This is a genomic window from Tenacibaculum profundicola (assembly GCF_057220795.1).
In genome coordinates this window covers 2,855,803-2,881,483 of the sequence record NZ_CM170137.1, presented here as the reverse complement: position 1 = coordinate 2,881,483, position 25,681 = coordinate 2,855,803, and the positions used below count along the sequence as shown (strand labels likewise).

Sequence of the window (25,681 nt, the reverse complement as noted above, 5' to 3'; positions counted from 1 at the left end):
TCTTGTTATTAATTTACCGGTAACCCTTGTTGTTTCCATTCTAATACTTCTTCTTTTAACCTCACCGCATCATATCCATGCTCCTGAAGATACTGAACGGCTTCAGCAGCAAAAACACAAAAAGGCCCTCTACAATACACCACTATTTGCTGGTTTTTAGGAAGCTGCGATACTTGGTCTTTTAACTGATTAATAGGAATAGATGTGGCGTTGGCAATGGCTAATTTGTTAAATTCTTTTGCTGGACGAACATCTAAAAAGTAAAGCTGATCAAGGGTGTATCTTGCCTTAATTGCTGCAGCACTTATATCGGTTACCGTTGAAAATTTCTCTTGTTCGAAACTCGTAAGTGTTGTTTGTATTTCTGAATTGTTGTACAATCCAAAATTTTGTAATGAATTCCAAAGTGTATACACATCTTCATTCATTAAGGAGTACATTACAAAATGCCCTTTTTTCACTGTTTTTAAAAGTTTTGCTTTTTTAAGCACTTGTAAATGCTGCGAGGTATTCGCAATAGAAATACCAAGATTATTCGCGATCTCTTCTACTGAATAACTGTCTTGCGATATTAAGTTAAGAATTCTTAGTCGATGCGGACTAGCCAAGGCCTTTGCTATAGAAGCTATTTCTTGATAAATACTGTTTTTAAACTCTTGTTTATCCATTAAAAATATTATTCAATAAATATATTGAATAATTGAATATGAAAAATAAAAACAATGCCTTTTTTAAATTTACACCAACATTAAAACCACATAAACCCAATAAAACTTTGATTATTTCACCCCAACCACCCATCTCTTTAACCCTTTCTGATTGTATATCTCTAGCAATCGTGACTCGTTTTCTGATTTCAATACCACTTTCTTATTTTCGTTCGTCAGAGAGCTTATCAAAAGGAACAGGGCTAACCCCTTTGTGAATATCTATTCTATCCAATATGGGCCCTGAGACTTTACTTAAATACCGCTGCATTTCTGCTGGTGATGATATTATACGATTTACAAATAAATATTTCGCATATCTATTGTTTCTTTTGTAGCTATTTTTGCGTTATAAAACTTAACCATAGCTTGGCTATGCTAAAGTTTTATGCCTTAAACTAACTTAAAATAATTCAATACCTATATACGAAATATGTATCTGTAAATCGTATTACAGGCGCATTCGGATCGTTAAAATAATCTGACGGACTCGGATTCATACTTGCCACTAACATAAAACTACTGGTATAGTTTACCGTAAAACCCGCCGTGAAATAGCAACCTATCTATCTTCTAAAGCCTGATGCATTACTTCTAACGCAGTGTGTTTAAACTCAAGTAGTTCACCTAAAAACAACACGTGATTATGACCCAATGAGATTTCTCCAGACTACGGATAATAAAAAACAATAAAGTCTAATAAAAAACCATTATATTTAACATCACCTAACTACTACTTCCTGTTATTCAGTGTATTGCAATAGCTTTTTAAGGTGTTGCGTTAATTTAAATCATTTCTAATGAAAAAACTAGTAGTAGTCTATTTTTTCTTGTTTACCATTTCTATGGTTGAATCACAAAATAGAACCATAGACCCAAAATTTTACACTTCTTTTGATAGAACTGTAGGTGTTAATAACACCAATTTAAGTTACGGCATAATTTTCAAAGAAAACTATCGAAGAAAACTAAAAAATAACCACAACTTTTTTTTAACCGATCAATTCAAAAAAGGTAGTATCCACTATCGAGGTGAAAGCTTCTACGATATAGAAATGAAATATGACATCGTAGATGACATACTAGTTATAAAGCTAACTAACGAACAGCAACAAATTTCAATTACCCCTGAGAAAACCCTAACAAAAAGCTTTCAATTAGAGGGCCATAAATTCATTAACACCTTCAATAAAGCTTATGGGTTTATGGAAGAAATAGTTATATCTGATCACTATTCAATTCTAAAAAAACATGAAAAAACAAGTAAGGAAAAGAAAGACCAGGATTTTAAATATTACACTTTTAGGAAAAAGAAAGATCGATACTATTTATTCTATGAAAACGATTATTACCCTATAAAATCAATAAGAGATTTCACTAAAATTTTTCCAAACCAAAAAAAGGTTATTACAAAATACTTTAAAGACCATTCATACTTATTGCGGAATGATTTTAGAACCTTTATTTCAAAATTAATATATAAACTCCACGTTTAAAAAAATGATATTATCTAACATAAAAAAGACGCTACTTATATTCCTAATAATTCTTGCGCTGCCCGTGCTTTCGCAAGAGAACAATAAAAGTCTTTCCTTTGAAATTAATAATTTAAATAAAAAACAAATTATTGAGCTAATAGAAAAAAATAGTAATTATCAATTTTTCTTCCTTGATCAGTGGCTTGACAATACTACCTTAACAGTTTCTTTCAAAAACACTACCATTGAAAAGATCCTAGGCACCGTTTTTAGAGGAAGTAAAATTAACTATTTAGTACTAAATAGTAATAAAGTTGTACTTACAAATGGCAGTCTAGTAAAGAAAAGTATTTATGAAAATAATACTGTTGAAAAAAAGCAAGAGGGCATTAATACTCCAGTACTATTAGACTTAAAAACTACTACCAAACAACTTATAAAAATAGGAAAGGAAGAGAAACTTAAGCAAACAAAATATACCCTATTTGGTTTTGTTAAGAATGACAAAACTGGAGAGCCAATCGAAGGGGTAACCATTGTTGAAAAAAGAAAAAACATTTACACAACTTCAACCAAAAACGGGTACTATTCATTGAAACTACCTTATGGAAAAAATAAATTAGAAGCTTCTTTTATTGGCTTTAAAAATGAATACAAAGATATTATCATTTATAACAGTGGAAAGTTGAATTTTTCCATTAGCCCAAAATCAGAACAATTAGATGAAGTTGTTATCAACGCAAATACAACTCGAAACATTAGACAAACAATCTCAGGGATACGTCAAATCAAAGTACAAGAAATCAAAAGAATTCCTCTCGTATTGGGAGAACGTGATATCTTGAAAGTTGCAGCTATGTTACCCGCAATTAGAACTGCCGGAGAAGGTTCCGAAGGAGTTAATGTAAGAGGAGGTAAAGTAGATCAAAATTTATTTCTTTTGGATAATGGGATACTTTACAACCCTACTCATTTCTTGGGGTTATTCTCTGCAATCAACCCTTTTACCACTGACAATTTAAAAGTATATACTGGTAATATTCCTGCTGAACATGGAGGACGATTGTCTTCCGTTTTTGATATCAGAACAAAAGATCCCAACTCTAAAAAATTTAAAGGAGAAGCCTCTATTGGTCCAGTAACTGGGAATGTTAGTGTAGAGATTCCTATTGTAAAAAATAAATCTGGATTAAATTTAGGTATGAGAAGTACCTATTCAGATTGGATTCTGAACCTTATAGATACTGAAGATTTTGATAATAGTAGCGCCTCTTTTTATGATGTTATTGGAAAATACACGCATAGATTTAATGATAAAAATTCTTTAAAATTATCAGGCTATCACAGCCAAGATGAATACCAAATAGCGTCAGATACAATTAATAAATACAGAAACACCATGTTTTCTTTTAACTTGCAGCATACTTTTAACAACAAGAGCAGAGGTAACTTCATTCTTTCTAATAGCAGCTATGCTTTCGATATTGACTATGAAAACGACAACACCAATAGAGGCTTTTATCTTACTTATAAAATTAGTGAAACAAATGTAAAACTTAAAATGAAATACGATTATTCCGATACCCATAAATTGGACTATGGATTAGCGTCAAAACTTTACAACATAAACCCAGGGAATATATCACCTAACGGTGAGAACTCTACAGTTAGTCCGCTTGCAATTGAAAAAGAAAAAGCTATAGAAAGTGGCTTATTTATTTCCGATGAAATAAATGTGAACTCAAAACTAAATTTTAATGTAGGACTTCGTTTTAATCAATTCTTAGCATTGGGTAAAGCTACTGAAAGAGAATATCAAATTGGAGCCCCAAAAAATGAAACCACATTAGTAAATACAGCTGAGCACGGAAACAATAAAATATATAAAGCATATCATGGTTTAAGCTATAGAATGGCAAGTAGATATGCACTAAACAACACCTTGTCTTTAAAAGCAGGGTACAATAAATCTTTTCAATACATTCATAGACTAAATAATAACACTACCGCTACTCCAGTCGACACTTGGAGACTTTCAGACTCAAACATCAAACCTCAAGAGGGGACACAAATTTCACTTGGTCTTTTTAAAAATATTAGTGGAAGCGACTTTGAGCTGAGCTTAGAAGGTTATTATAAACGATATAAAAATCTAATTGACTACAAAATAGGAGCCACTTTACTATTAAATGAAAATATTGAAACTCAAGTAACACAAGGAAAAGGAAAATCTTACGGAATAGAATTACTAGTAAGAAAAAATAAAGGCAAGTTAAACGGATGGATTGGTTACAGCTATTCTCGATCCCTTATTCAACTGAACAGTATGTTTAGCGAGGAACGAGTAAATGACGGGAACTTTTTCTCCACTAATTACGACAAACCTCATGATATAAATACTGTGTTAAACTATAAGTTCACAGAAAGATATAGCTTCTCTGCTAATTTCACGTACCAATCGGGAAAGCCAATTACCTATCCGACAGGAAAATTTATATTCCAAGGAGAAACCTTTTTAACCTATAGTAATAGAAATCAATTCAGGATTCCAGATTATTACAGACTCGACATAGGTGTTAATATAGAAGGTAATCATAAAATAAAAAAGTTTGCTCACAGTTTTTGGAATATTTCTATTTATAATGTTTTGGGCAGGAATAATCCATATTCTGTTTTCTTTCAAACCTCCAGTACTGGTAATGTAGAAGCTTACCAAAGCTCTATTTTCTCTCGATCAATTCCTACAATAACCTATAATTTTAAATTCTAACGTATGATAAAGCAATACACAAAATGGTTTTCTTATATACTACTACTATTAATAGTTGTAAATAGTTGTATCCAGCCTTTTGATTTTAATAATCTCACTTTTGAAAGGAACCTGGTAGTAAAATCAGTATTTACAAATGAATTCAAAAAGCATTCTGTTGAATTATCTAGAACAATTCCAATAGATTCAACAATGCTGGACCCAGAAAGGAATGCATCGATTACAATTTCAGATAATTCAGGAGTTATTTACGACTTTCAAGAAGGCGAAAACGGTATTTATACTTCCCTTTCAGAATTTGCAGCCGAACATGGAAAAGTGTATACACTTAAAATACAAACCCAAGACGGAAAAACCTATATTTCTTCGGCTGAAAAGATGCCGTTAACTTCAACAATTGAAAATATTAATTTAACTATTGAAGAAAATGATGATAAGAACGTTCATGAGCTTGTTTTTAGAATAAATAGCACCTTATCAGGTGATGAAGGAAAATATTACCGCTATGAATACGATGAAGCTTATAAAATAAAAACATTTGTATGGAGTAATAAAACGCTTGAAATAATTTCAGACATACCACCATATCAATTCAATTTAGCGGATAAAGATCCCGAAATATACGGAACTGGCATTTGTTATGGAGGTGCAACTTCAAAAAATATCATGATTACTGAAACAAAAACTTTAGCAGAAGATAGAGTGATTGGATTTCCTGTTCGAAAAATCCCATTAGAGAGTTATCTAATTGGTATAAGATACTCCATCTTAGTAAAGCAGTTTGTAATGAACCAAAACACCTATGACTTTTATAACCTTCTAAGTAAGTTCTCTGATACAGGTGATATCTTCTCTCAAACTCAAGTGGGAAATATTCAGAGTAATATTGTCTCAGAAACTAATTCAACCCTAGATAAGGTCATCGGTTTCTTCGAGGTTTCTTCAATAGATACAAAAAGAATTTTCTTTAATCGAGAAGAGATTACAGACACTCCTTTTCTTAATTATTCGGGTGCTATTCTGTGCGGTAAACGTGGTAATCCTAAAATCGTAAATAACTATGGTACATCTCCCCTTTTGGATAGTTTGAACTCTGGATGGATTTATCAAAATGAACCTGAGCTTCCAATTCCTCCAAACCAACCTTATAATCTAGTAAAAAAGCAATGCGGAGATTGTACTCATTTAGGTCCGATAAGCCCTCCAAACTTTTGGATTCATTAAAAAAACCAAGCAAATGATTAAAATGTATATAGTAATAATAGGACTACTTTTATCAAAAGCAGCTATGAGTCAGTCAAAACAGTTTCTTTCTTATAACCTAGAGGCCCCTCCTACAGAAAAAATTTACGCACACTGCAACAATAACCTCTTACTTACAGGAGAAACCTTATACTATACAATTTTTTGTTTAGATAAAAAAAACACATTTAGCCCCTATAGCAAAATAGCCTATATTGAACTAATAAATAGTAATAATAAAAGTATTTTAAAGCAACGAGTTTCTCTAAGAAAAGGTGCTGGTTACGGAGATTTTTTTATTAATACTGGAATTAACACTGGCACCTATAAATTAATTGCATACACTCAATGGATGATGAATAAAAAGTCTATTTTTAAAAAAAACATCTACATTGTAAACCCTTTTTCAAACAAACTTAGAACAAATATCACAAAAACAACAGCCAACGAACAATCAATCAATTCTTTAAACGATACCAATAAAGAAAACAGTACGCTATTTAAAAAAAATACAGTGTCTTATGGTAAAAGAGAAAAAGTCGTGCTAAAATTGGCTGATCATATTTCAAAACATCAGGGTGTTTTCTCGATTTCTATTAGAAAGAAAGACAACTTTACTTTACCTCAAGAAACAAACTCTAAATTGTTAGATAAAAAAGATACAGCCTTTTATTTACCAGAACTTAGAGGAGCTATTATTCATGGAAAAATAACATCAAAAGTAATTAGACCCCTTTCTAAAATAAAATTATCACTTGCTACAAATAACAACACCAAACTACCTATAACAGCAATAACAAATAAAAATGGAGAGTTTTTCTTTAACATTTCAAATTTAAACACCGACAGGGTATCTATTCAAATACTGGATAAAAATAAAGCTGATTATAAAATTACATTGTTGAAAACACCAAGTATTCAACAAAAATTCAAAAACTTTCCTGAATTATTTTTAAATAAAGAATTAACAAAAACCATTAAAAACCGAAGTGTTTACGCACAAATTGAAAACGCCTATTATACAGTAAATAAGGATAGCGTTATCAATACTAAGGAACAAATCTCGTTATTTAACAGTATTGATATTACTTATGAATTAGACACCTATAAAAGGTTTAAAACGGTAAAAGAAACTTTTATAGAAGTCATTCAATACGCTGGTTTTATTAATAAGAATGGATCCTATGAAATTAACGTTACTGATTCTGACACCTCTCAAACCCTCAGGTATTTACCTTCTTTACTTATTATAGATGGTCGTATAGTCTATAATCATGATGATTTTATTCACTTTGATTCCAGAAAAATTAATTCAATCTCTGTTGTAAGAGATAAATATTTCTATGGAAATTCTATCTATCAGGGGGTTATCATAGTAAAAACTTTTGAAAATGATTTCTTCTCAAAATCTGATGATTTTCAAGAGTTTGAAGTAACACCAGTGCAACCACAAAAAAAATATTTTTTTCAAGACTCTGAACGTGCTAACAACAAGAGAATCCCTGATTTTAGAACCCAATTATATTGGAATCCTAATGTCGATTTTACTAAAAACACAATCACTTTCTTCACTTCAGATATCACTGGGGCCTTTCAAGTTAATTTGCAAGGCTACACGAAACAAGGAGAATTTATTAATCTAAAACAAATCTTCACTGTGCAATAAAAAATTAAAACACCCTAGTTTTTGTTTACATGTATACTATGGTCTTTTAACAAACACTAACTATATCCATATAGTGTAGAAATAATAATACCATTTACCATTTGAATTTACCTTAGATACGGTACATTTTATGGTTTTCTTACAGATCTCATTTACATGGAAGCAACCGTTTTCAGAAAAATCACTGAAAAACATCACCCCAACCACCCATCTCTATCCAAACTTCTATATTGAATTGCTTCTGCAATATGATTTTGATTGATATTATTTTCATTAGCCAAATCAGCAATTGTTCTAGAAACCTTTAAAATTCGATCATAAGCTCTAGCGGAAAGATTGAGTTTTTCCATAGCTGTTTTTAGTAGTTGTTTGCTTTCTTCAGACAACCTACAAAACTTTCTAATTTGCTTTACATTCATCTGTGCATTATAATGCACACTATCCATCTCTTTAAACCTTTCTGATTGTATATCTCTAGCGATCGTGACTCGTTTTCTGATTTCAATACTACTTTCGGATTTTCGTTCGTCAGAGAGCTTATCAAAAGGAACGGGGGTAACCTCTATATGAATATCTATTCTATCCAATAAGGGCCCTGAGACTTTACTTAAGTAGCGCTGCATTTCTGCTGGTGATGATGTTACAGGGGCATTCGGGTCGTTAAAATAACCTGACGGACTCGGATTCATACTTGCTACCAACATAAAACTACTGGGATAGTTTACCGTAAAACGCGCCCGTGAAATAGTAACCTCCCTATCTTCTAACGGTTGCCGCATTACTTCTAAAACCGTACGTTTAAATTCAGGCAGTTCATCTAAAAATAACACGCCATTATGCGCCAGCGAGATTTCTCCGGGTTGCGGATACTGCCCTCCTCCCACCAAGGCAACGTCTGATATGGTATGATGAGGAGACCTAAACGGTCGTTGGTACATAAGTCCTCCATTTTTAATTTTCCCTACCACCGAATGTATTTTGGTGGTTTCAAGTGCTTCTTGCATGGTCATAGGTGGTAAAATAGAAGGAAGTCTTTTTGCCAACATGGTTTTTCCTGCTCCAGGCGGCCCAATCAAAATAATATTATGTCCACCAGCGGCTGCGATTTCCATACAACGTTTAATACTCTCTTGTCCTTTAACGTCGCTAAAGTCAAATTCAGGAAAATCAATGTGTTTATAAAACTCAGCCCGAGTGTCAATGATAGTCGGTTCAATTGTACTATCGCCATTTAAATGATCAATAACCTCCATAATATTTTCCACCCCTAACACCTCTAAACCATCTACTATTGCCGCTTCTTTAGCGTTTTGTTTTGGCAAGATAAAATACTTAAACCCTTCTTCGTGCGCTTTTATAGCAATGGGCAAAGCGCCTTTTATGGGTTGTAAACTTCCATCTAACGAAAGCTCTCCCATGATTAGGTATTGGTCAATGACATCCGATTTAATTTGATTGGAGGCCGCTAAAATACCAATCGCCAAGGTTACATCATAAGCAGCACCTTCTTTACGGATATCAGCAGGCGCCATATTAATTATGATTTTCTTTCCGGGGAGTTTATAGCCAATATTATTCAGGGCGGCTGAGATTCGGTAAGAGCTTTCACTGACCGCCTTATCTGGTAGTCCTACCAAATGATAGCCAATGCCTTTGTCTATATTTACTTCAACAGTAATGGTGGTGGCTTCAATGCCAAAAACGGATGATCCATAGATTTTTACGAGCATAGCATTCTCTTTTGGTTAAATATAGAGAAAATTATTTAATCCGAATTATGCAATTTTAACGTTGAATCAGTTTATGAAATTGATAAAAGAAATGTTGAATTAGACGTAAATCTTCTGTAATTATTTCAGCTGATTGTATGCTTCCGCTAATTGAAACCACTTTTTATCATAACGGACTACCCTGTCGATATCATTTATTTCCCCTCAAATCTTTTACAATCACTCCTTTCTCTTTTAACCCCATTGACACCCCTTTTCTTCCGTTTAAATGCCACATAATCATTGCACTTTCTATAGCAGGCAAACGCCCTAGATTGGTTTTTTTTAGAACAATTTTTTTACTTCTTCCTTGTGTTTTTCAGGGGTATGCTGAAATATAAGCCAAGCAGGCTCTGGACTTTCCAAAAACTTAGTATTGGGAAATCCATATTTCTTTGTAATTGCTGTGAGTTCTTCCATGTTATGTTCATCAATAGCTAACTGAACTTTCCAAATGGAATCTCGTTTTCTTGTATAAACTTCCTTGGGTAAATTACTTTTCCTTAGTTTATCGAGTAATAATCTCTCTTTTTTATCGGAATCAACCATTTCTCGAACTCTTATAGATAATTCTTTCTTATCCACAATTTCTTTTTGACCGACACAAGAACTTATCATTATAAAAAACAGCATAACTGTATAAATAACTATATTTTTTATTTGTTTACAATTCTATTCTGACTAATTTAAAAACAATCAATTTGAAAATATGCAACGTTACTCTGGTACGTTTTATAATTAATCAAATACCCCACAAATAGTAGCTTCATTTCGTCTACCCAGTCAATTTGGTAGTATTATCTAAGCCATATTTCTGTAGTTATTTAATTCCTACTTCTTTTTCAGTTGGTGTTTTGCAACCTCAAGCAGCCTGTTATCTATGATAATTATAGCAATATCGCTTCACAATCATATTCGTTTGAAACTTAAAAGAACACTTCGAACTTATTGGGGCTGTCTTTTAATTTAGCAAAAAAGCACGTATAACAAAATGACTTTAGTGTGATTTTGTTTAGTTCTTGGTTTCATATCTATTAAAACAACAAATACATAAATACAAGAAAAGCTTTCAATTAAAACTAGGCTACCTTGTAATTCCAATTCTTAGATAACGTTACACAACAATTTACTTACAGTAACACTTTTGTGTTACTATAGATCGGCATTATACCTTAAAATAATCAAGGTGTAAATTAACATCAGAAATCCTATAAATATTATATTTTGTTTATGAAATAATGAAAATCTTCTTTAATTTGATATGATACTTCCTCAGGAATTCCAACTTCAGTAGCTATCGTTAGCCAGTCTTTAGAGGCTTCTTCTACTTCCCTTATAATTGCTTCTGGCGAGCTTACGCTATATTCTTTCGCTATAGATAATACATCGTCTAAATCTATACCTTTTCTTTTTTTATTTAAAGAAAGGGAATGAACAACTCCGACCCATTTATTAATTGGATCTAAAGGATAATTTATATCGTATGCAGGTGTAATATTCCAACTATCTAAACCTGGATTATACATAAATGAATGGTTTTTTAAGTGATCATCTGTATTGTGAAAGACATAATTAAAAATCATTCTTCTATAAATTGAATCTACCCCTGAAGGTGGTACATTAAGGTAGTTAGCAATTTCAAAAAGGGTTTCATAAGAAGATGGTTCAGCTTCTCTAAAATCCAAACCACTTATACCTGTTGCAGTTAAAACATGTACTTTTTCTCCATTTACTCTATCAAACCTCTCCGTAGCAAAATGTCTTCCTTCTATTAATTTAGTAGGCATCATTTCAATGCCAGATTTAATGGCCATTTTATAATAAGCGTACTCCACTAAAGCTCTGTTATAAGTCTCTTTTTCTTTTCTTATATCTAACTTAATTAAATAATGATTATAGTCTTCTGAACACACTAAATCTCCTGAAATCAACCCACCCGTTTCTTTGTTTTCCGAAACAATAACTTTCGGTCTGGCTCCCCCTGCTGAACTTCCTAACTTAAAAATATTTAACAAAGCAACATCATTTAACTGTAACTCGTCTGTCCCTGTTTTTTTATTCATAACTTCCTTCAATATTTCAGAAATAACATCTAAGTTAATTTCTGAAATATTCTCAATAATTTTTCCTGGAGCATATTCCAATGCCCCCATACCTCTATTAGCCATATAAGCTAATTGATGAATAGGTGTTAGTTCATTTGCACTTAGTTCATGAGATTTTATCCATTCTTGATAAATCTTATTTCCAAAATCATCAGGAAGGGAATCTGCAAATACGGAAGGAAGTCCTTTAAATGTTTTATTGTTTGAATTTTTAAAGGTTTGAATTTGAGAGCTTCTTTTTATTCCAAAAGGGAATATGTTTTTATACATCTCTTTTTCTAAAAAACTCTTGTTATACTGGAAGTAACTAATGCCTGTAACGGGTTGATATGCCAACAAACCTATCTCTTCTCCAAATAACTGCACGCTTATTTGCTCGACTTCTTTATTCATCTCTATTATTTAATACTCTTTTGTGAATGTAGCCTTTTCTTTTTTTTACCGTTTTCTTCTGACCCATAAAGAGTTTTTAATTCTAATGGGTTTTCCTTCTTTATAAAAACCTCACTGATTTCCTCAAGACTACCAAAATATTTAACAATTTTGAATAAGGTTAGCGCATTATAATTATCACTGCCGCTTTCCAGTTTCGATATAGTGTCTCTAGAAACGCCTATAAGATCTGCTAATTCGGTTTGATTTAACCCTCTTTTTTTACGCTCTCTTTTTATATAAGAGCTTATTTCATTCATTAAGTCAGATACCTTTTTATTATCTCCGGATATTGCTTGTAAAAAATCCATAACACTATAAGTTTAAAAATAATATATAATCAAATATACTGATTTTAATCTGCAATTAAACTTAAAGTTGTTTTTTTGCAGGTTTTTAGCCATATATTATTGGTAAGTGTTTTTATGGTGTAAATTCTCTTTAGATAAGAATTTAGTTCATTTAATACATCAGCGACATTTTATTATTTGCAGCTGTTTCTTGCAATAAACTCAATACCTTATAATTAATGATGTAGATTTTAACCTACATACCTAGCTCAAAATAGCTATTTGAAGGTTTTAATTTGTATTTTATAAATTAGCTTTAAATTTTATATATTTGGCGTGAATACTATCTACCTAGTAAATTTGGTTGTATTTTCTCTACTATATATACATAGTTATTTAATTTCTACTTCTTCTTCAGTTGGTGTTTTGCAACCTCAAGCAGCACACCATCTATGATAATTACAGTAATATTACTCATAATTATATTCGCTTAAAAAAATGTTTTTGAAATGACAGCAATTTCAAAGAGGTTTCAGCCATGGCAATATCAAGGTTATTCCCTCCTATTCGAACTGGAGTCTTACCTAATATATCGGTATTAACAATATAATAGCGTCGCTAAATTGACCATAAAACCTCTATTAAACCAAGGGTCTTAATATGTCCTTGACTTTTCATTTTATTCATACTTGTTAGCGTTACCTATAAATGTGTTTTTCTTCATTAAAAACCTAGTAAAAAACCATAAAAATACATAAAGTCCCGCATTTAAATGCCTCTATAACAAGATGTTGTAGTATAATTACACTGTATCTGTCGTGCTTTTGTAGTGCTTTTGTAGTATGAAAAAAAAATAGATATTCAGTGTTAATATCTAGCTTTACTTGAACATTTAAAATTAATGAATCAATGAGAAAAATGAGAAAAACAATTTACATTTTACAAATTCTTTTACTCCTATCTGGAGTTCTAAATTCGCAAACAACAAGTCCGGACAAAATTTATCTGAAGAACAGAACCATCATCCCATCTAAAGATATTCTAAACAGACAAGCTAGAACAGACTCTTATCTTTTAATACAATTCAAAAGAACCCCTTCTGCAGCAGTTTTAAAAAAACAATCTATAACACCCTTAAATTATGTTAATCATACTACTATTTTTGCTTATGTTCCTTTAGATAAAGATTTATCTAAAATAAAAAACATAACATGGTATGAAGCATTGAAGCCAGAGGATAAGATTTCAAAAAATATTGATTTAAATAGATCAGGGAAATTTCAAGTTCTTATCTATTTACCTAAAAATATTTCCAAGGGAGAAACAAAAAGCTTTTATGACACTATGAATATTAGCTCTAAAAGCATGAAAGGCCTCCCAAAAAACATACTATTAGCAACGGTTTCAAAAGAAAAAATAGTACAACTAGCAAATAATCGTTTTGTTTCTTGGATAAATTATATTGGTGAAAACCCTATAACTGAAAAAAACCATCTATTTTGCCCTGGCCAATTAACACCTTATGGATCAGTAGCAGAATTCTCTAGTGGTAATAATGGTCGTTATGCGATACAGGGAAGCCAATGGCCTGAAATAGATGGCTGCTATCCGCTCACGTACTATTTTGAAAACTTTAGTCAAAATTCTACTTTGACTCAATCACAACAAAAAGAGATAATGGTACAGCAAATACAAAAGTGGTCCGATATCTCTAACCTATATTTTAATGAAGCAGCTGAGGCTGGTTTATCTAACTCTATTGACTTTTCTTTTCACGGTCAGCCGGCAGGGGTGAGTCATGGTGATGACACTCCTTTTGATGGGCAGAGTGGTACACTTGCTCATGCTTACTTTCCAGAATATGGAGGGGATATCCATTTTGATGATAACGAAAGATGGACAGGATCTAATGAGACTGATGGTATAAAACTTGAAATAACAACTCTACATGAGCTTGGACATAGTTTAGGCTTACTCCATTCTGATGTAAATTCTGCAGTTATGTATTCTTATTACAATGCATATTTATATGACTTACAACCAGATGATATAACTGCTATACAGTCACTCTATGGTCAACCTTCCAATTCTTGCTCAACTCAACAAACCACTGTCTATTGTGCTTCCAGCGGTCAAAACACAGCCTATGAATACATAAACAGAGTAAAACTTAAAGACATAGACAATGTCACAGGAGCATCTCCTGGTGGATATGGAAACTATACAGCAATAGCTACTGATTTAGAGAAAGGTAAAGCAGCAACAATTTCAATAAGCCCTGGTTGGTCAGGAGGTGCTTACAATGAAGGCTATGCTGTGTGGATAGATTACAACCAAGATGGTGATTTCGACGATTCAAATGAACAGGTATTTACTAAATCGCCTTCTAAATTATCATCTGTTAGCGGGACCTTTACAGTACCTTTAAATGCTACGACAGGATCTACAAGGATGCGTGTGTCTATGCAATATAACAGAACACCACAACCCTGCGGTGATTTTAATTATGGTGAGGTGGAAGATTACACAGTACACATTAAATCAACGATAGACACTACCCCTCCTGTAATTACATTAACTGGTAATTCAACCATTAATCTTAATGTTGGAGACACCTATTTCGAGCAAGGAGCAACAGCTTCCGATAATGTTGATGGTAATTTAACGTCAAGCATTGTAGTTAGTGGCTCTGTCGATACAAACTCAGCAGGCACCTATATTATAAAATACAACGTAAGTGACGCCAGTGGAAATACAGCCGTGGAGGTAACGAGAACTGTTATTGTAAACTCAGCTATATTGACATATTGCCATTCTAACGGTAACAGCACTAATGATGAATATATAAGTAAATTTGTATTGCTAGGATCAGGAAATAATTTTGATTTTATTTCTAATTCATCAGGAGAAGGAGTCACCAGTATTGGATATTCAGACTATACAGAAAGTCTACCACCTGTAACTATTAAAAAGGAAACCTCCAATACCATAACAATAACACCTACTTGGACTGGAAGCTTTTATAAAGAAGGTTATGCTGTTTGGATAGACTATAACCAAGATGGTGATTTTAATGATTCCGGAGAACGAGTATTTGCCAAAACACCTTCTATATCTTCTCCAGTAAGCGGAAGATTCACAGTGCCATCAGGGGCAAAAACAGGAACAACAAGAATGCGCGTATCTATGAAATACAATGGAATCCCTAGCCCTTGTGAAACTTTTAAATATGGAGAAGTTGAAGACTATGCTGTTACAATTATTGACAATGGAGGTGGTGTTTCTTTTCCATCAAGTTTAACAATAAATAACAATGTATTTGAACCCGTTCGTATTTATCCTAACCCCGTAACCGGTGATACATTATATATAAAAATGGGCACCAATACGCAAGGCAGCTATAGTATCGTAAATATCTCAGGGCAAACTATTATTAAAGGCAATGTAACAAGAGAAATAAACGTAAGAAATCTTGAAACAGGCTTATATTTTATAACCGTTAATAATGGTAAAACCGTTACAACTAAAAAGTTTATAAAACAATAAACACTATCATCTCAAAAGTATGATTAAAAAATAAATTTGATTTTTTAGCCTCGATTTCATCGAGGCTTTTTTCATAGAACGCTTTTTTATGCCAACGACTCATTGGACTACCTAGTAAGTTTTGATAGAATTTTTATAGTTAATCGTTTTATACCGACTGGAATGGAAGTTACCTCTAAATTTTATTTCACTCATTAAAAGACTTGAAATAATCATCGGTATGATGCCATGAAAAGTCAGTGTTAAAATACGAGCACCCTTAGATTATACCATTTGCCATTTTCTTTTATAGTAAGTTCAAACAACAACTGGTATTAGCATTAATCATAAACAATCTCCATTGTCAAATTAACTTAACACCCCATGAAATACTAGGGTTGAACCCAAAAAGAAAGCCTCTTTAAATTAAAGAGGCTTTTATATATAATAACTAGTATGTATTACTTGTTTTTAAAACGATTTAATCCGGTTTTTAACCATTTAAAATACGTTTCTTTATCAGTGTACTGTTCAGGTGTATTTAAGACCTCTAAATCTGGGCTTAAAGACACATAGAATGGTTGTGATGCTGTTTTAAAGTTTGCAATCTGTAATGTTGCCCACTTATCTCCATAAGTTCTAATTCTTTTTACTTTACCATTTGGTTTGATATAATCGAATTGCTCAGATTCTGGGAGCATTCTTTGATGATCATCCACATATAAAGAAATTAACACATAGTCTTTATTAAGAATTTTGTATACATCAGGCTGACTCCAAATATTCTCTTCCATTTTTCTACAGTTCACACAAGCCCACCCAGTAAAATCTAATAAAATAGGTTTGTTAACAGACTTCGCATAAGCTACACCTTCATCAAAATCTTTAAAACAATTTAGGTTTAATGGACATTGATTGTCTTGTTGATAAATACTATGAAATTGTGGAGGAGCAAAACCACTTAGTAGTCTTCCTTGATCCCATGCTGGTTTTTGCATTACACCAGGGATTAAATAAATAGCAGCTCCTATTGAAACTAATCCCATCAACACTCTTAACAACGATATTTTTCCGTATTTTTTTCCGATAAACCCGAATAAATATAAAGCCATTAAAAATGCTAAAAGAGCCCATATACCAATAAATACTTCACGTTTTAGTAAATTCCAGTGCCCTACTAAATCAGCATTCGACAAGAATTTGAATGCAAAAGCAAGTTCTAGGAATCCTAATACTACTTTCACTGTATTTAACCAACTACCTGATTTTGGTAATGAATTTAACCAACCAGGAAACATTGCAAACAATGCAAAAGGTAAAGCCAATGCTACACCAAAGCCTGTCATTCCGGCTGATAATTGCATAGCACCTCCATCAGAAGTTAACGACCCTGCTAATAATGATCCTAAGATTGGTCCTGTACATGAGAAAGAAACAATAGCCAATGTTAAAGCCATAAAAAAGATACCTACAATTCCTCCAATACTACTAGAAGCTTTATCCGTTTTACTACTCCAAGAGCTTGGTAAAGTCATTTCATATAACCCGAAAAATGATCCAGCAAAGAAAATCAATACTACAAAGAAGAACACATTTAACCATATATTGGTAGATATATTATTTAAAATCTCAGGGTCTAATGTATCTAAATAATGAAATGGCACACTTAATAAGGCATATATAAGTATGATAAAGAAACCATACAATATAGCGCTACCAGTACCTCTTCCTTTAGTTTTCTTCTCTGTTCTCTTGGTGAAAAAAGAAACGGTTAACGGTACCATTGGGAACACACAAGGAGTTAGGAAAGCCAATAAACCTCCTACAAACCCTAACAAAAATATATTAAATAAACTACTGTTTTTCTTGCTTGTTTCTTCTTTAGCAGAAGTCTCTAGCATTATCGTATTCTTTAAATCTAGCTTTAACGATTCAGATAAGGATTTACTTTTATCGTCTAATTCAGCAACTGTTTGATCAACAGGAGCCCCTGTTAGAGAAAATGTAAAATCTTCATCAAAAGGCAAACAATATTCCTTACACACCTGAGCATCAAGATTTAAAACCACTTGAGTGATAGCTGGATCCGTTATATTAATACGTTGCACTACAATCGCTTCTTCGACAAAGAAAATTTCATCCTTTGCCCAAATCTCACTAAATTCACTTTCCGTTTCACTTTCTGTAGCTTTACCACTTAAAGTGTACCCTGCCTCACCTTCTGCAGGTGTTATGGTCATAGGTAAAGAAGCATCTTCTGGATTGTATTGAGAGTATAAGTGCCAATCTTCAGCAATTACTATGTTGAAGATTAAATCATACTCAGTATCTGAAACTTTTTCAACTGCTGGTGTTACCAATAAAGGATTATCATCAGTTTGGGAGAAAGTAACGAAACCTATAAAAAACAAAATTAGAGTAAAGAGTTTTTTCATTCTATAATAGTTTACAGGGGTTATAATATACTTATTTGTAATATTTTGATTGTTTTATGTGATGGCAAAAAACGCCTGTCTTGACGCTTTCCTAAGATCCAAATTATTTCATTTTTACTGGAACAAAGGATCCATATATTTTTCTTTTCAATTAATGATATTTTTTCATCTTTAAAATATTTACTTATCTTTTTTTTACCTAACATTCCATTCGGGTAAAAAAGATCTCCTTCTTTCCACTTCCGCAAAGTAAGGGGGTAATTTAGTAAATTTTTATCAACATAAATAGATTTTTCATCTAAACATGTTGTTTTCTGAACGTTTTTAAACACTAAATTTATAGGCTTGGTAATTTGAGAAATTTCACTATTTATGATAAAGACCTGATTATCAGTATTTATAAATTTATTAGACGGTAAAAGTAATAAAAAATCTCTGTCTTTCAGCAAAGCGTGTGATTTTGTCAGCAATACTTTACCTGCTTGAGCATTCAGCAAATTATAAACATCGTTCCATTCTGTAAAGCCATATTCTTTTAAAAAATGGTAAATATAAGCTTTTGGATCAGACAGTTTCTTAATTTTTAGAATATCTAATTTCGTGATTTCACCATCATACGACACCACATCTAATAACTTTTCCTCAATACAGTCACTAATGATTTGCTGACTTTGATTTAAGAAATTAATAGTATTATTAAAAGAACTTATTAGACTAGGGTTTATCTCTTTAAGTACAGGAATTATAGCATGACGTATTTTATTTCTTATATACTTTGTTTCCGCATTACTAGCATCTTCTCGCCAAGCAAGACCTTGTTCTTGTGCATAGCTCACAATTTCTTCGCGAGAGAAAATCAATAAAGGACGTATACTATTACCATTAACTGCTGGAATACCAGTTAAGCCTTCCAGTCCAGTTCCTCGCGTTAAGTTAATTATAAATGTTTCGAGATTATCGTTGGCGTGATGAGCGGTAACAAGGTAATCAAAGTTTTTACTGACCCGTAATTCATCAAACCATGTATAGCGTAATTTTCTCGCGGCTAACTGTATCGACATCTTAGTTCTTTCAGCGTATTCTTTGGTATCAAATTTTACAGTGAACGTATTCAAACCTAGCTGTTTGCCTAAGTTTTTTACAAATTCTTCATCCAAATCGCTTTCGTTCTCTCGAAGTTGAAAATTACAATGAGCAAGTGCTACATCATAGTTTAGCCTTGTTAACAAATGGGTTACAACAACACTATCAACTCCACCTGATATGGCAACAACTATCTTTTTTCCTTTGACAAAGGAAAAATTGGCAATCAAGTGTTTTTCTAGTTTTTCTACCATTTTCAGCTATCACAGATGGTCGTTCAACCAGTTAATGATATCTTGTAACATTTCGTCTTTGCATAAATCGTTGTGCAATTCATGGTAGCCTCCATCATAAAGTTTTACATCAGCATTCTTTGAATTACTTGCAAAAGCCTCTGATCCTTTATAGTCTGTTATTTTATCTCCTGTTCCATGTAGCAAAAACATTGGATATTTTAGCAACGAAGCATTGTTAATGGCCCAGTCTCCGGCATCAATAAATGATAAGGAGAAATTAGGACTTATTTTATTATGTACCATTGGGTCATTACAATATTTGTGCACCTCAACCAGATCACGTGAAATATAATCAGCATCTAATTCATTACCCAAAGTAATAGAGGGCGCAATTTTTTGCATTATTTTACCTAGCGCTAACTTCCAAGCTGGTGGTTCAAAAGCTAATCGAAGCATGGGACTCGTAGCAATAGCTCCTTTAATCGACTGATTCTTGCGTAAAACAAAATTAACTACGGCATTTCCTCCCATAGAATGCCCGTATAAAAATAAAGGCTTATCTCCAAAAACATCTTTCGCTTTGCCAATAAGCTTAGAAATACTTTCCAAAACTTCATCATACCCCGGGTTATGGCCTCTTTTCCCTTTCGTTTTTCCATGTCCAAAATGGTCAAAAGCAATTACGCCAAAGTTATTTTCGGTAAGTTGCTTTGCTACATACTCGTATCGGCCAGAATGCTCACCCATTCCATGAATGATTACCACTATAGCTTTTACCGTTTTCGGTTGCCAAAACTGACCAAAAAAAAGGGTTTTATGGAAGTTAAAATTGAATTCTTGGTGCGTCATAATAAGTACTTTTAAAGAGTAGTAGCTTTTCGTTTTTTAATATTCTTTGCATTCTTTTCTCAAAAAGCTATTCATACATTAAAAAACATATCCCTTTTCTTACAAGAATGATCGAGTAAATATACTTAAAACTATTATGAATGTAACAAAACATATTTCATTGCCTTCGCTTTGAGCAAGCATTCTTCATATTCTTTTTCTGGAGTTGACTTGGCAGTTATTGCTCCCCCTACGGAAAAAGACACGTATTTTTTATCTTCGTTATATAAAATACTTCGAATAACCACGTTAAAGTCAAAATCACCTTCAGGGGTAAAATACCCTACAGCTCCTGAATACAACCCTCGTTTTGTTTCCTCCAAATTTTCAATAATTTCCATGGCCGAAATTTTTGGGGCTCCTGTCATACTTCCCATCGGAAAAGTATCTTTAATAACATCTACCGGATGAATATCTGCATCTATTTCAGAAACTACTGTCGATATCATTTGGTGCACTTGATTAAAAGAATATACTTTACACAATTCTTCCACTTGTACGGTGCCTTTTCTGGCGGTTCGAGACAAGTCATTTCTGACCAGATCTACGATCATGATATTTTCTGAGCGTTCTTTTTCATCACGCGACAAATCAAAGGCGATCTTTGCGTCTTCTATCTCATTAATTAAACGTTTCGCCGTTCCTTTTATCGGTTGTGATATCATTTTATGCCCTTCTTTCCGTAAGTATCTTTCTGGTGAGGCTGAAAGTAAATACAGGTTTTCATGTTTAAAAAAAGTAGCGAAGGGTGGCTCAGACACCTCATTTAAGTGAGTGTATATTTCACAAGGGTTAATTGTGGTGTTTTCTGCATAGAACTCTTGGCAAAAATTAGCTTCATAGATATCTCCCCTATGAATATGTTCTAGTACTTTAGATACTTTTTTATGGTATTCGTCTTTGTGAATTCTTAGTTTAATTTTTAGGGTACTTTCTTCAGGACTCTTTTCTTTTATTTTATTTTTGTAGGTGCTATTTGTTTCAATTATACTTTCAAAATCTTCTTCCATTTCATCATCAATCATCTGTAAATATCGAAACTCAACAGTATCTCCTTTTATAAAAATTAGCTTCTGAGGTTGAAAAAAGAACAAATCAGGAAAATCAAGCCCATCAAAATTATGAGAGGTCAATTTTTCCACATCATTTTTAACATCGTAACCCACATACCCAAAAATATAATCCTTAGTGTATGATTGATATTCCTTTAATTTGTCAAAGGCATTGTGATAATCTGTTTTAATAGATGTAAATTCATCAATGGCTAAGGCACAGTCAAAAGAACTATATTTTTGTTCATAACTGTTAGAATCTAACCAGATGGCGGTATCAAATTGTTTTGCCCACACAAAAAGTTTTTGCTTAAACTCTTTCGGACGGTCTATTGAAAAATTACGGATCACTCTTGACATCAGGCAAAAATAAGAAACCCAATATAAAATAAGATCGATTCTACATTTTTCTTAAACTCACTGTAAATCTTCCGTCAATTCTTTTTGTTACATTTATAGCTATTAAACAACAATTTATGATACGAAACTGGTTTAAAAATATTGGCCCTGGAACCTTAATTGCCGCAGCGTTTATAGGTCCTGGAACGGTAACTCTATGTACATTGGCAGGCGTTCATTTTGGAATGAATTTATTATGGGCCATGTTATTGTCAATTCTAGCCACCATTATATTACAAGAAATGACCGCTAGATTAGGGATTACTTCTCAAAAAGGACTCTCTGAAGTTATCAGAGATGAAATTCGACATCCCGTGATAAAACAATGCATCACCCTGTTAATTTTGACTGCCATTGTTGTCGGAAATGCGTCTTATGAAGCAGGAAATATTAGTGGAGGGATATTAGGATTGGAAGCCATTTTTGGAAAATCAAGTATACAACTGGGTAATCTTTCTGTTAATATGATGAGTTTCTGTGTTGGTATCATCGCTTTTATACTATTGTATATCGGTAATTATAAGTTTTTAGAAAAAGTACTGGTAAGTCTAGTTATATTTATGAGTCTTTCTTTTTTGATTACCGCGATCGTTACCAAACCCGACCTTTTAGCTATCATAAAAGGACTCTTTATACCCACCTTTCCGGAAGAAAGCTTGTTAACTATTATTGGGTTAATTGGAACCACCGTAGTTCCGTACAACCTCTTTTTACACGCTTCTTTGGTTAAAGAAAAATGGAAGAGCACAGCGGATTTGCCTTTGGCTAAAAAAGATACCATTATTTCTATCTTTGTAGGAGGCTTGGTTTCTATAGCCATCATTATTTCTGCGGCTGCAATCAACGTAAATGACATTAACAACGCTGCCGATTTGGCAAAAAGTTTAGCACCACTATATGGTGATTTTGCTAAATATTTTCTGGCACTTGGTTTGTTTGCTGCAGGCATAACATCTGCTATCACAGCTCCGCTCGCCGCTGCCTATGTGGCAAAGGGTTGTTTTGGTTGGAAAGGAGGACTAAAATCTACTAAATTTAGAATCGTCTGGGGAAGCATTTTATTTTTAGGGGTTGCGTTTTCTTCTTTCGGTATTAAACCTATTGAAATTATAAAATTTGCGCAAGTAGCAAATGGTATGCTTTTACCCATAGTTGCCGGAATTTTATTGTGGATCATGAATAAAAAGTCTATTTTAGGAAAGTACCGAAATACAAGAATTCAAAATTTTTTAGGACTCTTTATTTTAGTTATCAGTATTTTCCTAGGACTTAAAAGTATCTTAAAGGTATTTAACATTTTTTAATATGATCGTTGATATAAATTGTGACGTTGGTGAAGGTATCGGTAATGAAAACTTACTAATGCCTTATATATCATCGTGCAATATTGCTTGCGGAGCCCATGCAGGTTCCATAGAAACAATTGATAAAGTTATTTTACTTGCAAAAGAACATTCTGTAAAAATAGGCGCGCACCCTTCCTTTCCTGATAAAGAAAATTTCGGGAGAAAAGTCATAAATATCGATCCCAAAAGCCTCCAGCAGAGTATCGAAAATCAAATTCGCATTTTAATGGATAGAACCACCTTTCATCAAGAAAAATTACACCATATAAAACCCCACGGTGCTTTATATAACCTAGCCGCAACTCATAAAGAAACAGCAAAAATAATGGTGCAATCAGTAGTAGCAACCTGTCCTAATGTTTATTTATACGTTCCTTTTAATTCTGTCATAGCCAAGGAAGCACAAAAGCAACAACTCAAGATAAAATATGAAGCTTTTGCTGATAGAAATTACAATAATGACTTAACATTGGTTTCTAGAAAGCTATCGAATGCTATCATACATGATAAAGAACTTGTTTTAGAACATATATTACGAATGGTTTTTGACAAGCATGTGAAAACAATTGAGAACCAAATAATATCCGTTAAAGCAGATACTTTTTGTGTTCATGGTGACACCGAAAACGCCATAGAATTGGTAAAATACCTCTATACTTCTTTCATTAAAAAAGGAATTACCATTGCTTAAACAAATTCAATACAAACCATTTGGAGAAAGGGCTATTCTAATTGAATGGGAAAAAAGAATAGCCCTTGATATTTTACAAGATATTAATGAGTTCAAAACAAAGATACTCAACAACAAAAAACATTTAATTGAAGATTGTATACCGGGTTATAACTCACTCACCCTGATCTATACTGAAACTAGTTTAGATTTCAACTCAGAAAAAAACGATTTAAAAAAAATCTACACTGATGAATCCATTAAGGCTCTAAACAATAATTATCTTTGGGAAATACCTGTATGTTACGATCCTAAATTTGGCATTGATTTAACCGAAATGTCTGAAAACACCAACATACCAATAAATCAGATAGTTGAACTCCATACACAACAAATCTATACTGTTCATTTTATTGGATTTTTACCTGGATTTTTATATTTAGGCGGATTAGATCCTTTACTTTATACCCATAGAAAATCAAACCCTAGATTAACGATCTCTAAAGGTTCGGTTGCTATAGGCGGACGTCAAACAGGAATATACCCTTCTGATAGTCCGGGAGGGTGGAATGTTATCGGTAAAACACCTATCTCTTTTTTCAATCCAGCGGATAACAATCCCTGTTTTGCTAAATCAGGCGACAAAATTCGCTTCATTGCTATCCATAAGGCAACGTTTATGAAAATTGAAAAAGAAATAGCTATTGGAAAATATATATTCTCAAAACGGATGCTAGATGATTAAAGTTATAGCAGCGGGATTTTATTCTACCATTCAAGACTTAGGACGAAAAGGATATAGAGACTTAGGTATTCCTGTTTCTGGCGCTATGGATAGCTACTCAGCAAAGCTTGCTAATTATATTGTAAATAACAACAATGATGCTGCTGTTCTAGAGATTACATTTGGTGGCTGTAAACTACTATTTGAAAAGAATACTTGGATCAGTATTACTGGTGCTGATTTTTCAGCGCAAATAAATGGAAATACTGTAGCTTTAAATACGGTTATTTCTGTTAAAAAAGGTAGTGTTCTCTCATTTGGAAAAAGAGTTTATGGTGTTCGAACTTATATGGCCGTTTTTGGAGGGTTTCAAACTAAAAAAGTATACCAAAGTAGTAGTTTTTATCAAGGTATTACAACAGAAAATTGTTTGCAAAAAGGGATGTATTTACCTATTTCAAAGCATTCAGAGCGCATACCAAAACAATTTTCACGTATAAAAGTTAATGAACACCACTTTCAATCGAGTGCTATAGACTGTTTTAAAGGTCCAGAGTTTGAATTGTTGACTGTGAAACAACAAGAAACGCTTAAAAACACCCTCTTCACCGTTTCATCTGATAATAATAGAATGGGGTATAAATTAGAGGGCCAACTTCAACACCATTTGGCTTCCATGCTAACCTCTGCTGTATTACCGGGCTCCGTTCAATTAACACCTTCTGGAAAACTAATTGTATTAATGCGCGATTGTCAAGTTACTGGTGGCTACCCAAGGGTTTTGCAATTAACTGCTAATGCTATTGACCGATTAGGGCAAAAAACAACTCATGATACTATTCGTTTTACTATAAAATAAAACCC

Annotated in this window: 19 protein-coding genes and 1 pseudogene; 9 read left to right on the top strand and 11 right to left on the bottom strand. The window is 32.9% G+C overall.

Annotated elements, in window-relative coordinates:
- Nucleotides 1-8: 8 nt before the first annotated feature.
- The 3 genes and pseudogenes from AC2TDS_RS12380 to AC2TDS_RS12370 form a co-directional block, all read right to left on the bottom strand.
- A complete protein-coding gene (locus tag AC2TDS_RS12380; protein ID WP_484735892.1) occupies nucleotides 9-668 on the bottom strand; it encodes an ArsR/SmtB family transcription factor in 660 nt (219 codons plus the stop codon).
- Between the two features lie 133 nt (nucleotides 669-801).
- Nucleotides 802-999: pseudogene (locus AC2TDS_RS12375) on the bottom strand (ATP-binding protein); the annotation flags it as partial.
- 270 nt (nucleotides 1,000-1,269) lie between these two features.
- Nucleotides 1,270-1,347, bottom strand: a complete 78-nt coding sequence (locus AC2TDS_RS12370) for a hypothetical protein (protein WP_484738949.1) — start codon at nucleotides 1,345-1,347, stop codon at nucleotides 1,270-1,272.
- A 160-nt stretch (nucleotides 1,348-1,507) separates the two neighbouring features.
- Here AC2TDS_RS12370 and AC2TDS_RS12365 point away from each other — a divergent pair, with 160 nt between their 5' ends.
- From AC2TDS_RS12365 to AC2TDS_RS12350, 4 genes are read left to right on the top strand one after another with little or no spacing between them, the layout of a single operon-like run.
- Nucleotides 1,508-2,203: a hypothetical protein gene (locus AC2TDS_RS12365; protein ID WP_484735891.1), complete on the top strand. Its 696-nt coding sequence runs from the start codon at nucleotides 1,508-1,510 to the stop codon at nucleotides 2,201-2,203.
- A gap of 4 nt (nucleotides 2,204-2,207) precedes the next feature.
- Nucleotides 2,208-4,955: a TonB-dependent receptor gene (locus AC2TDS_RS12360; protein WP_484735890.1), complete on the top strand. Its 2,748-nt coding sequence runs from the start codon at nucleotides 2,208-2,210 to the stop codon at nucleotides 4,953-4,955.
- Between the two features lie 3 nt (nucleotides 4,956-4,958).
- On the top strand, nucleotides 4,959-6,179 hold the full coding sequence (locus tag AC2TDS_RS12355) for a DUF4249 domain-containing protein (protein WP_484735889.1): 1,221 nt from the start codon (nucleotides 4,959-4,961) through the stop codon (nucleotides 6,177-6,179).
- A 13-nt stretch (nucleotides 6,180-6,192) separates the two neighbouring features.
- A complete protein-coding gene (locus AC2TDS_RS12350) occupies nucleotides 6,193-7,863 on the top strand; it encodes a hypothetical protein (protein WP_484735888.1) in 1,671 nt (556 codons plus the stop codon).
- Between the two features lie 194 nt (nucleotides 7,864-8,057).
- On the opposite strand, the gene AC2TDS_RS12345 is transcribed toward AC2TDS_RS12350, so the two are convergent.
- The 4 genes from AC2TDS_RS12345 to relB all read right to left on the bottom strand — a co-directional run bounded on the left by AC2TDS_RS12345 (nucleotide 8,058) and on the right by relB (nucleotide 12,480).
- The gene (locus AC2TDS_RS12345; RefSeq protein ID WP_484735887.1) at nucleotides 8,058-9,593 is read right to left on the bottom strand and encodes a YifB family Mg chelatase-like AAA ATPase; all 1,536 of its coding nucleotides are present in this window, start codon (nucleotides 9,591-9,593) and stop codon (nucleotides 8,058-8,060) included.
- A gap of 324 nt (nucleotides 9,594-9,917) precedes the next feature.
- Nucleotides 9,918-10,250, bottom strand: coding sequence for a hypothetical protein (locus AC2TDS_RS12340; RefSeq protein WP_484735886.1), 333 nt, complete (start codon nucleotides 10,248-10,250; stop codon nucleotides 9,918-9,920).
- Between the two features lie 599 nt (nucleotides 10,251-10,849).
- Nucleotides 10,850-12,130, bottom strand: coding sequence for a type II toxin-antitoxin system HipA family toxin (locus AC2TDS_RS12335; protein WP_484735885.1), 1,281 nt, complete (start codon nucleotides 12,128-12,130; stop codon nucleotides 10,850-10,852).
- A 5-nt stretch (nucleotides 12,131-12,135) separates the two neighbouring features.
- Nucleotides 12,136-12,480 carry a type II toxin-antitoxin system RelB family anti-toxin gene (gene relB, locus AC2TDS_RS12330; protein ID WP_484735884.1) on the bottom strand — a complete coding sequence of 115 codons (345 nt, stop codon included), beginning with the start codon at nucleotides 12,478-12,480 and terminating at the stop codon, nucleotides 12,136-12,138.
- A gap of 897 nt (nucleotides 12,481-13,377) precedes the next feature.
- On the opposite strand from relB, the gene AC2TDS_RS12325 reads away from it, so the two are divergent.
- Entirely contained in the window at nucleotides 13,378-16,005 is a 2,628-nt protein-coding gene (locus AC2TDS_RS12325; protein ID WP_484735883.1) for a GEVED domain-containing protein, read from the top strand.
- A 440-nt stretch (nucleotides 16,006-16,445) separates the two neighbouring features.
- On the opposite strand, the gene AC2TDS_RS12320 is transcribed toward AC2TDS_RS12325, so the two are convergent.
- From AC2TDS_RS12320 to pabB, 4 genes are all read right to left on the bottom strand, one after another.
- Nucleotides 16,446-18,419, bottom strand: coding sequence for a protein-disulfide reductase DsbD family protein (locus tag AC2TDS_RS12320; protein WP_484735882.1), 1,974 nt, complete (start codon nucleotides 18,417-18,419; stop codon nucleotides 16,446-16,448).
- A 20-nt stretch (nucleotides 18,420-18,439) separates the two neighbouring features.
- Nucleotides 18,440-19,756: a tRNA lysidine(34) synthetase TilS gene (gene tilS / locus AC2TDS_RS12315; protein ID WP_484735881.1), complete on the bottom strand. Its 1,317-nt coding sequence runs from the start codon at nucleotides 19,754-19,756 to the stop codon at nucleotides 18,440-18,442.
- A 9-nt stretch (nucleotides 19,757-19,765) separates the two neighbouring features.
- Nucleotides 19,766-20,587, bottom strand: coding sequence for an alpha/beta hydrolase (locus AC2TDS_RS12310; protein WP_484735880.1), 822 nt, complete (start codon nucleotides 20,585-20,587; stop codon nucleotides 19,766-19,768).
- Nucleotides 20,588-20,721: 134 nt separating this feature from the next.
- On the bottom strand, nucleotides 20,722-22,038 hold the full coding sequence (gene pabB / locus AC2TDS_RS12305) for an aminodeoxychorismate synthase component I (protein ID WP_484735879.1): 1,317 nt from the start codon (nucleotides 22,036-22,038) through the stop codon (nucleotides 20,722-20,724).
- Nucleotides 22,039-22,154: 116 nt separating this feature from the next.
- On the opposite strand from pabB, the gene AC2TDS_RS12300 reads away from it, so the two are divergent.
- From AC2TDS_RS12300 to AC2TDS_RS12285, 4 genes are read left to right on the top strand one after another with little or no spacing between them, the layout of a single operon-like run.
- Nucleotides 22,155-23,381 carry an Nramp family divalent metal transporter gene (locus AC2TDS_RS12300; RefSeq protein WP_484735878.1) on the top strand — a complete coding sequence of 409 codons (1,227 nt, stop codon included), beginning with the start codon at nucleotides 22,155-22,157 and terminating at the stop codon, nucleotides 23,379-23,381.
- A gap of 1 nt (nucleotide 23,382) precedes the next feature.
- Nucleotides 23,383-24,114, top strand: coding sequence for a 5-oxoprolinase subunit PxpA (gene pxpA / locus AC2TDS_RS12295; protein ID WP_484735877.1), 732 nt, complete (start codon nucleotides 23,383-23,385; stop codon nucleotides 24,112-24,114).
- Nucleotides 24,107-24,838 (top strand): 5-oxoprolinase subunit PxpB, encoded by a 732-nt coding sequence (pxpB, locus tag AC2TDS_RS12290; protein WP_484735876.1) that lies wholly within the window; start codon nucleotides 24,107-24,109, stop codon nucleotides 24,836-24,838. Before pxpA ends, pxpB begins: the two co-directional genes overlap by 8 nt.
- Nucleotides 24,831-25,676: a 5-oxoprolinase subunit C family protein gene (locus AC2TDS_RS12285; RefSeq protein ID WP_484735875.1), complete on the top strand. Its 846-nt coding sequence runs from the start codon at nucleotides 24,831-24,833 to the stop codon at nucleotides 25,674-25,676. The genes pxpB and AC2TDS_RS12285 overlap by 8 nt, the downstream gene beginning before the upstream one ends.
- Nucleotides 25,677-25,681 lie beyond the last annotated feature (5 nt).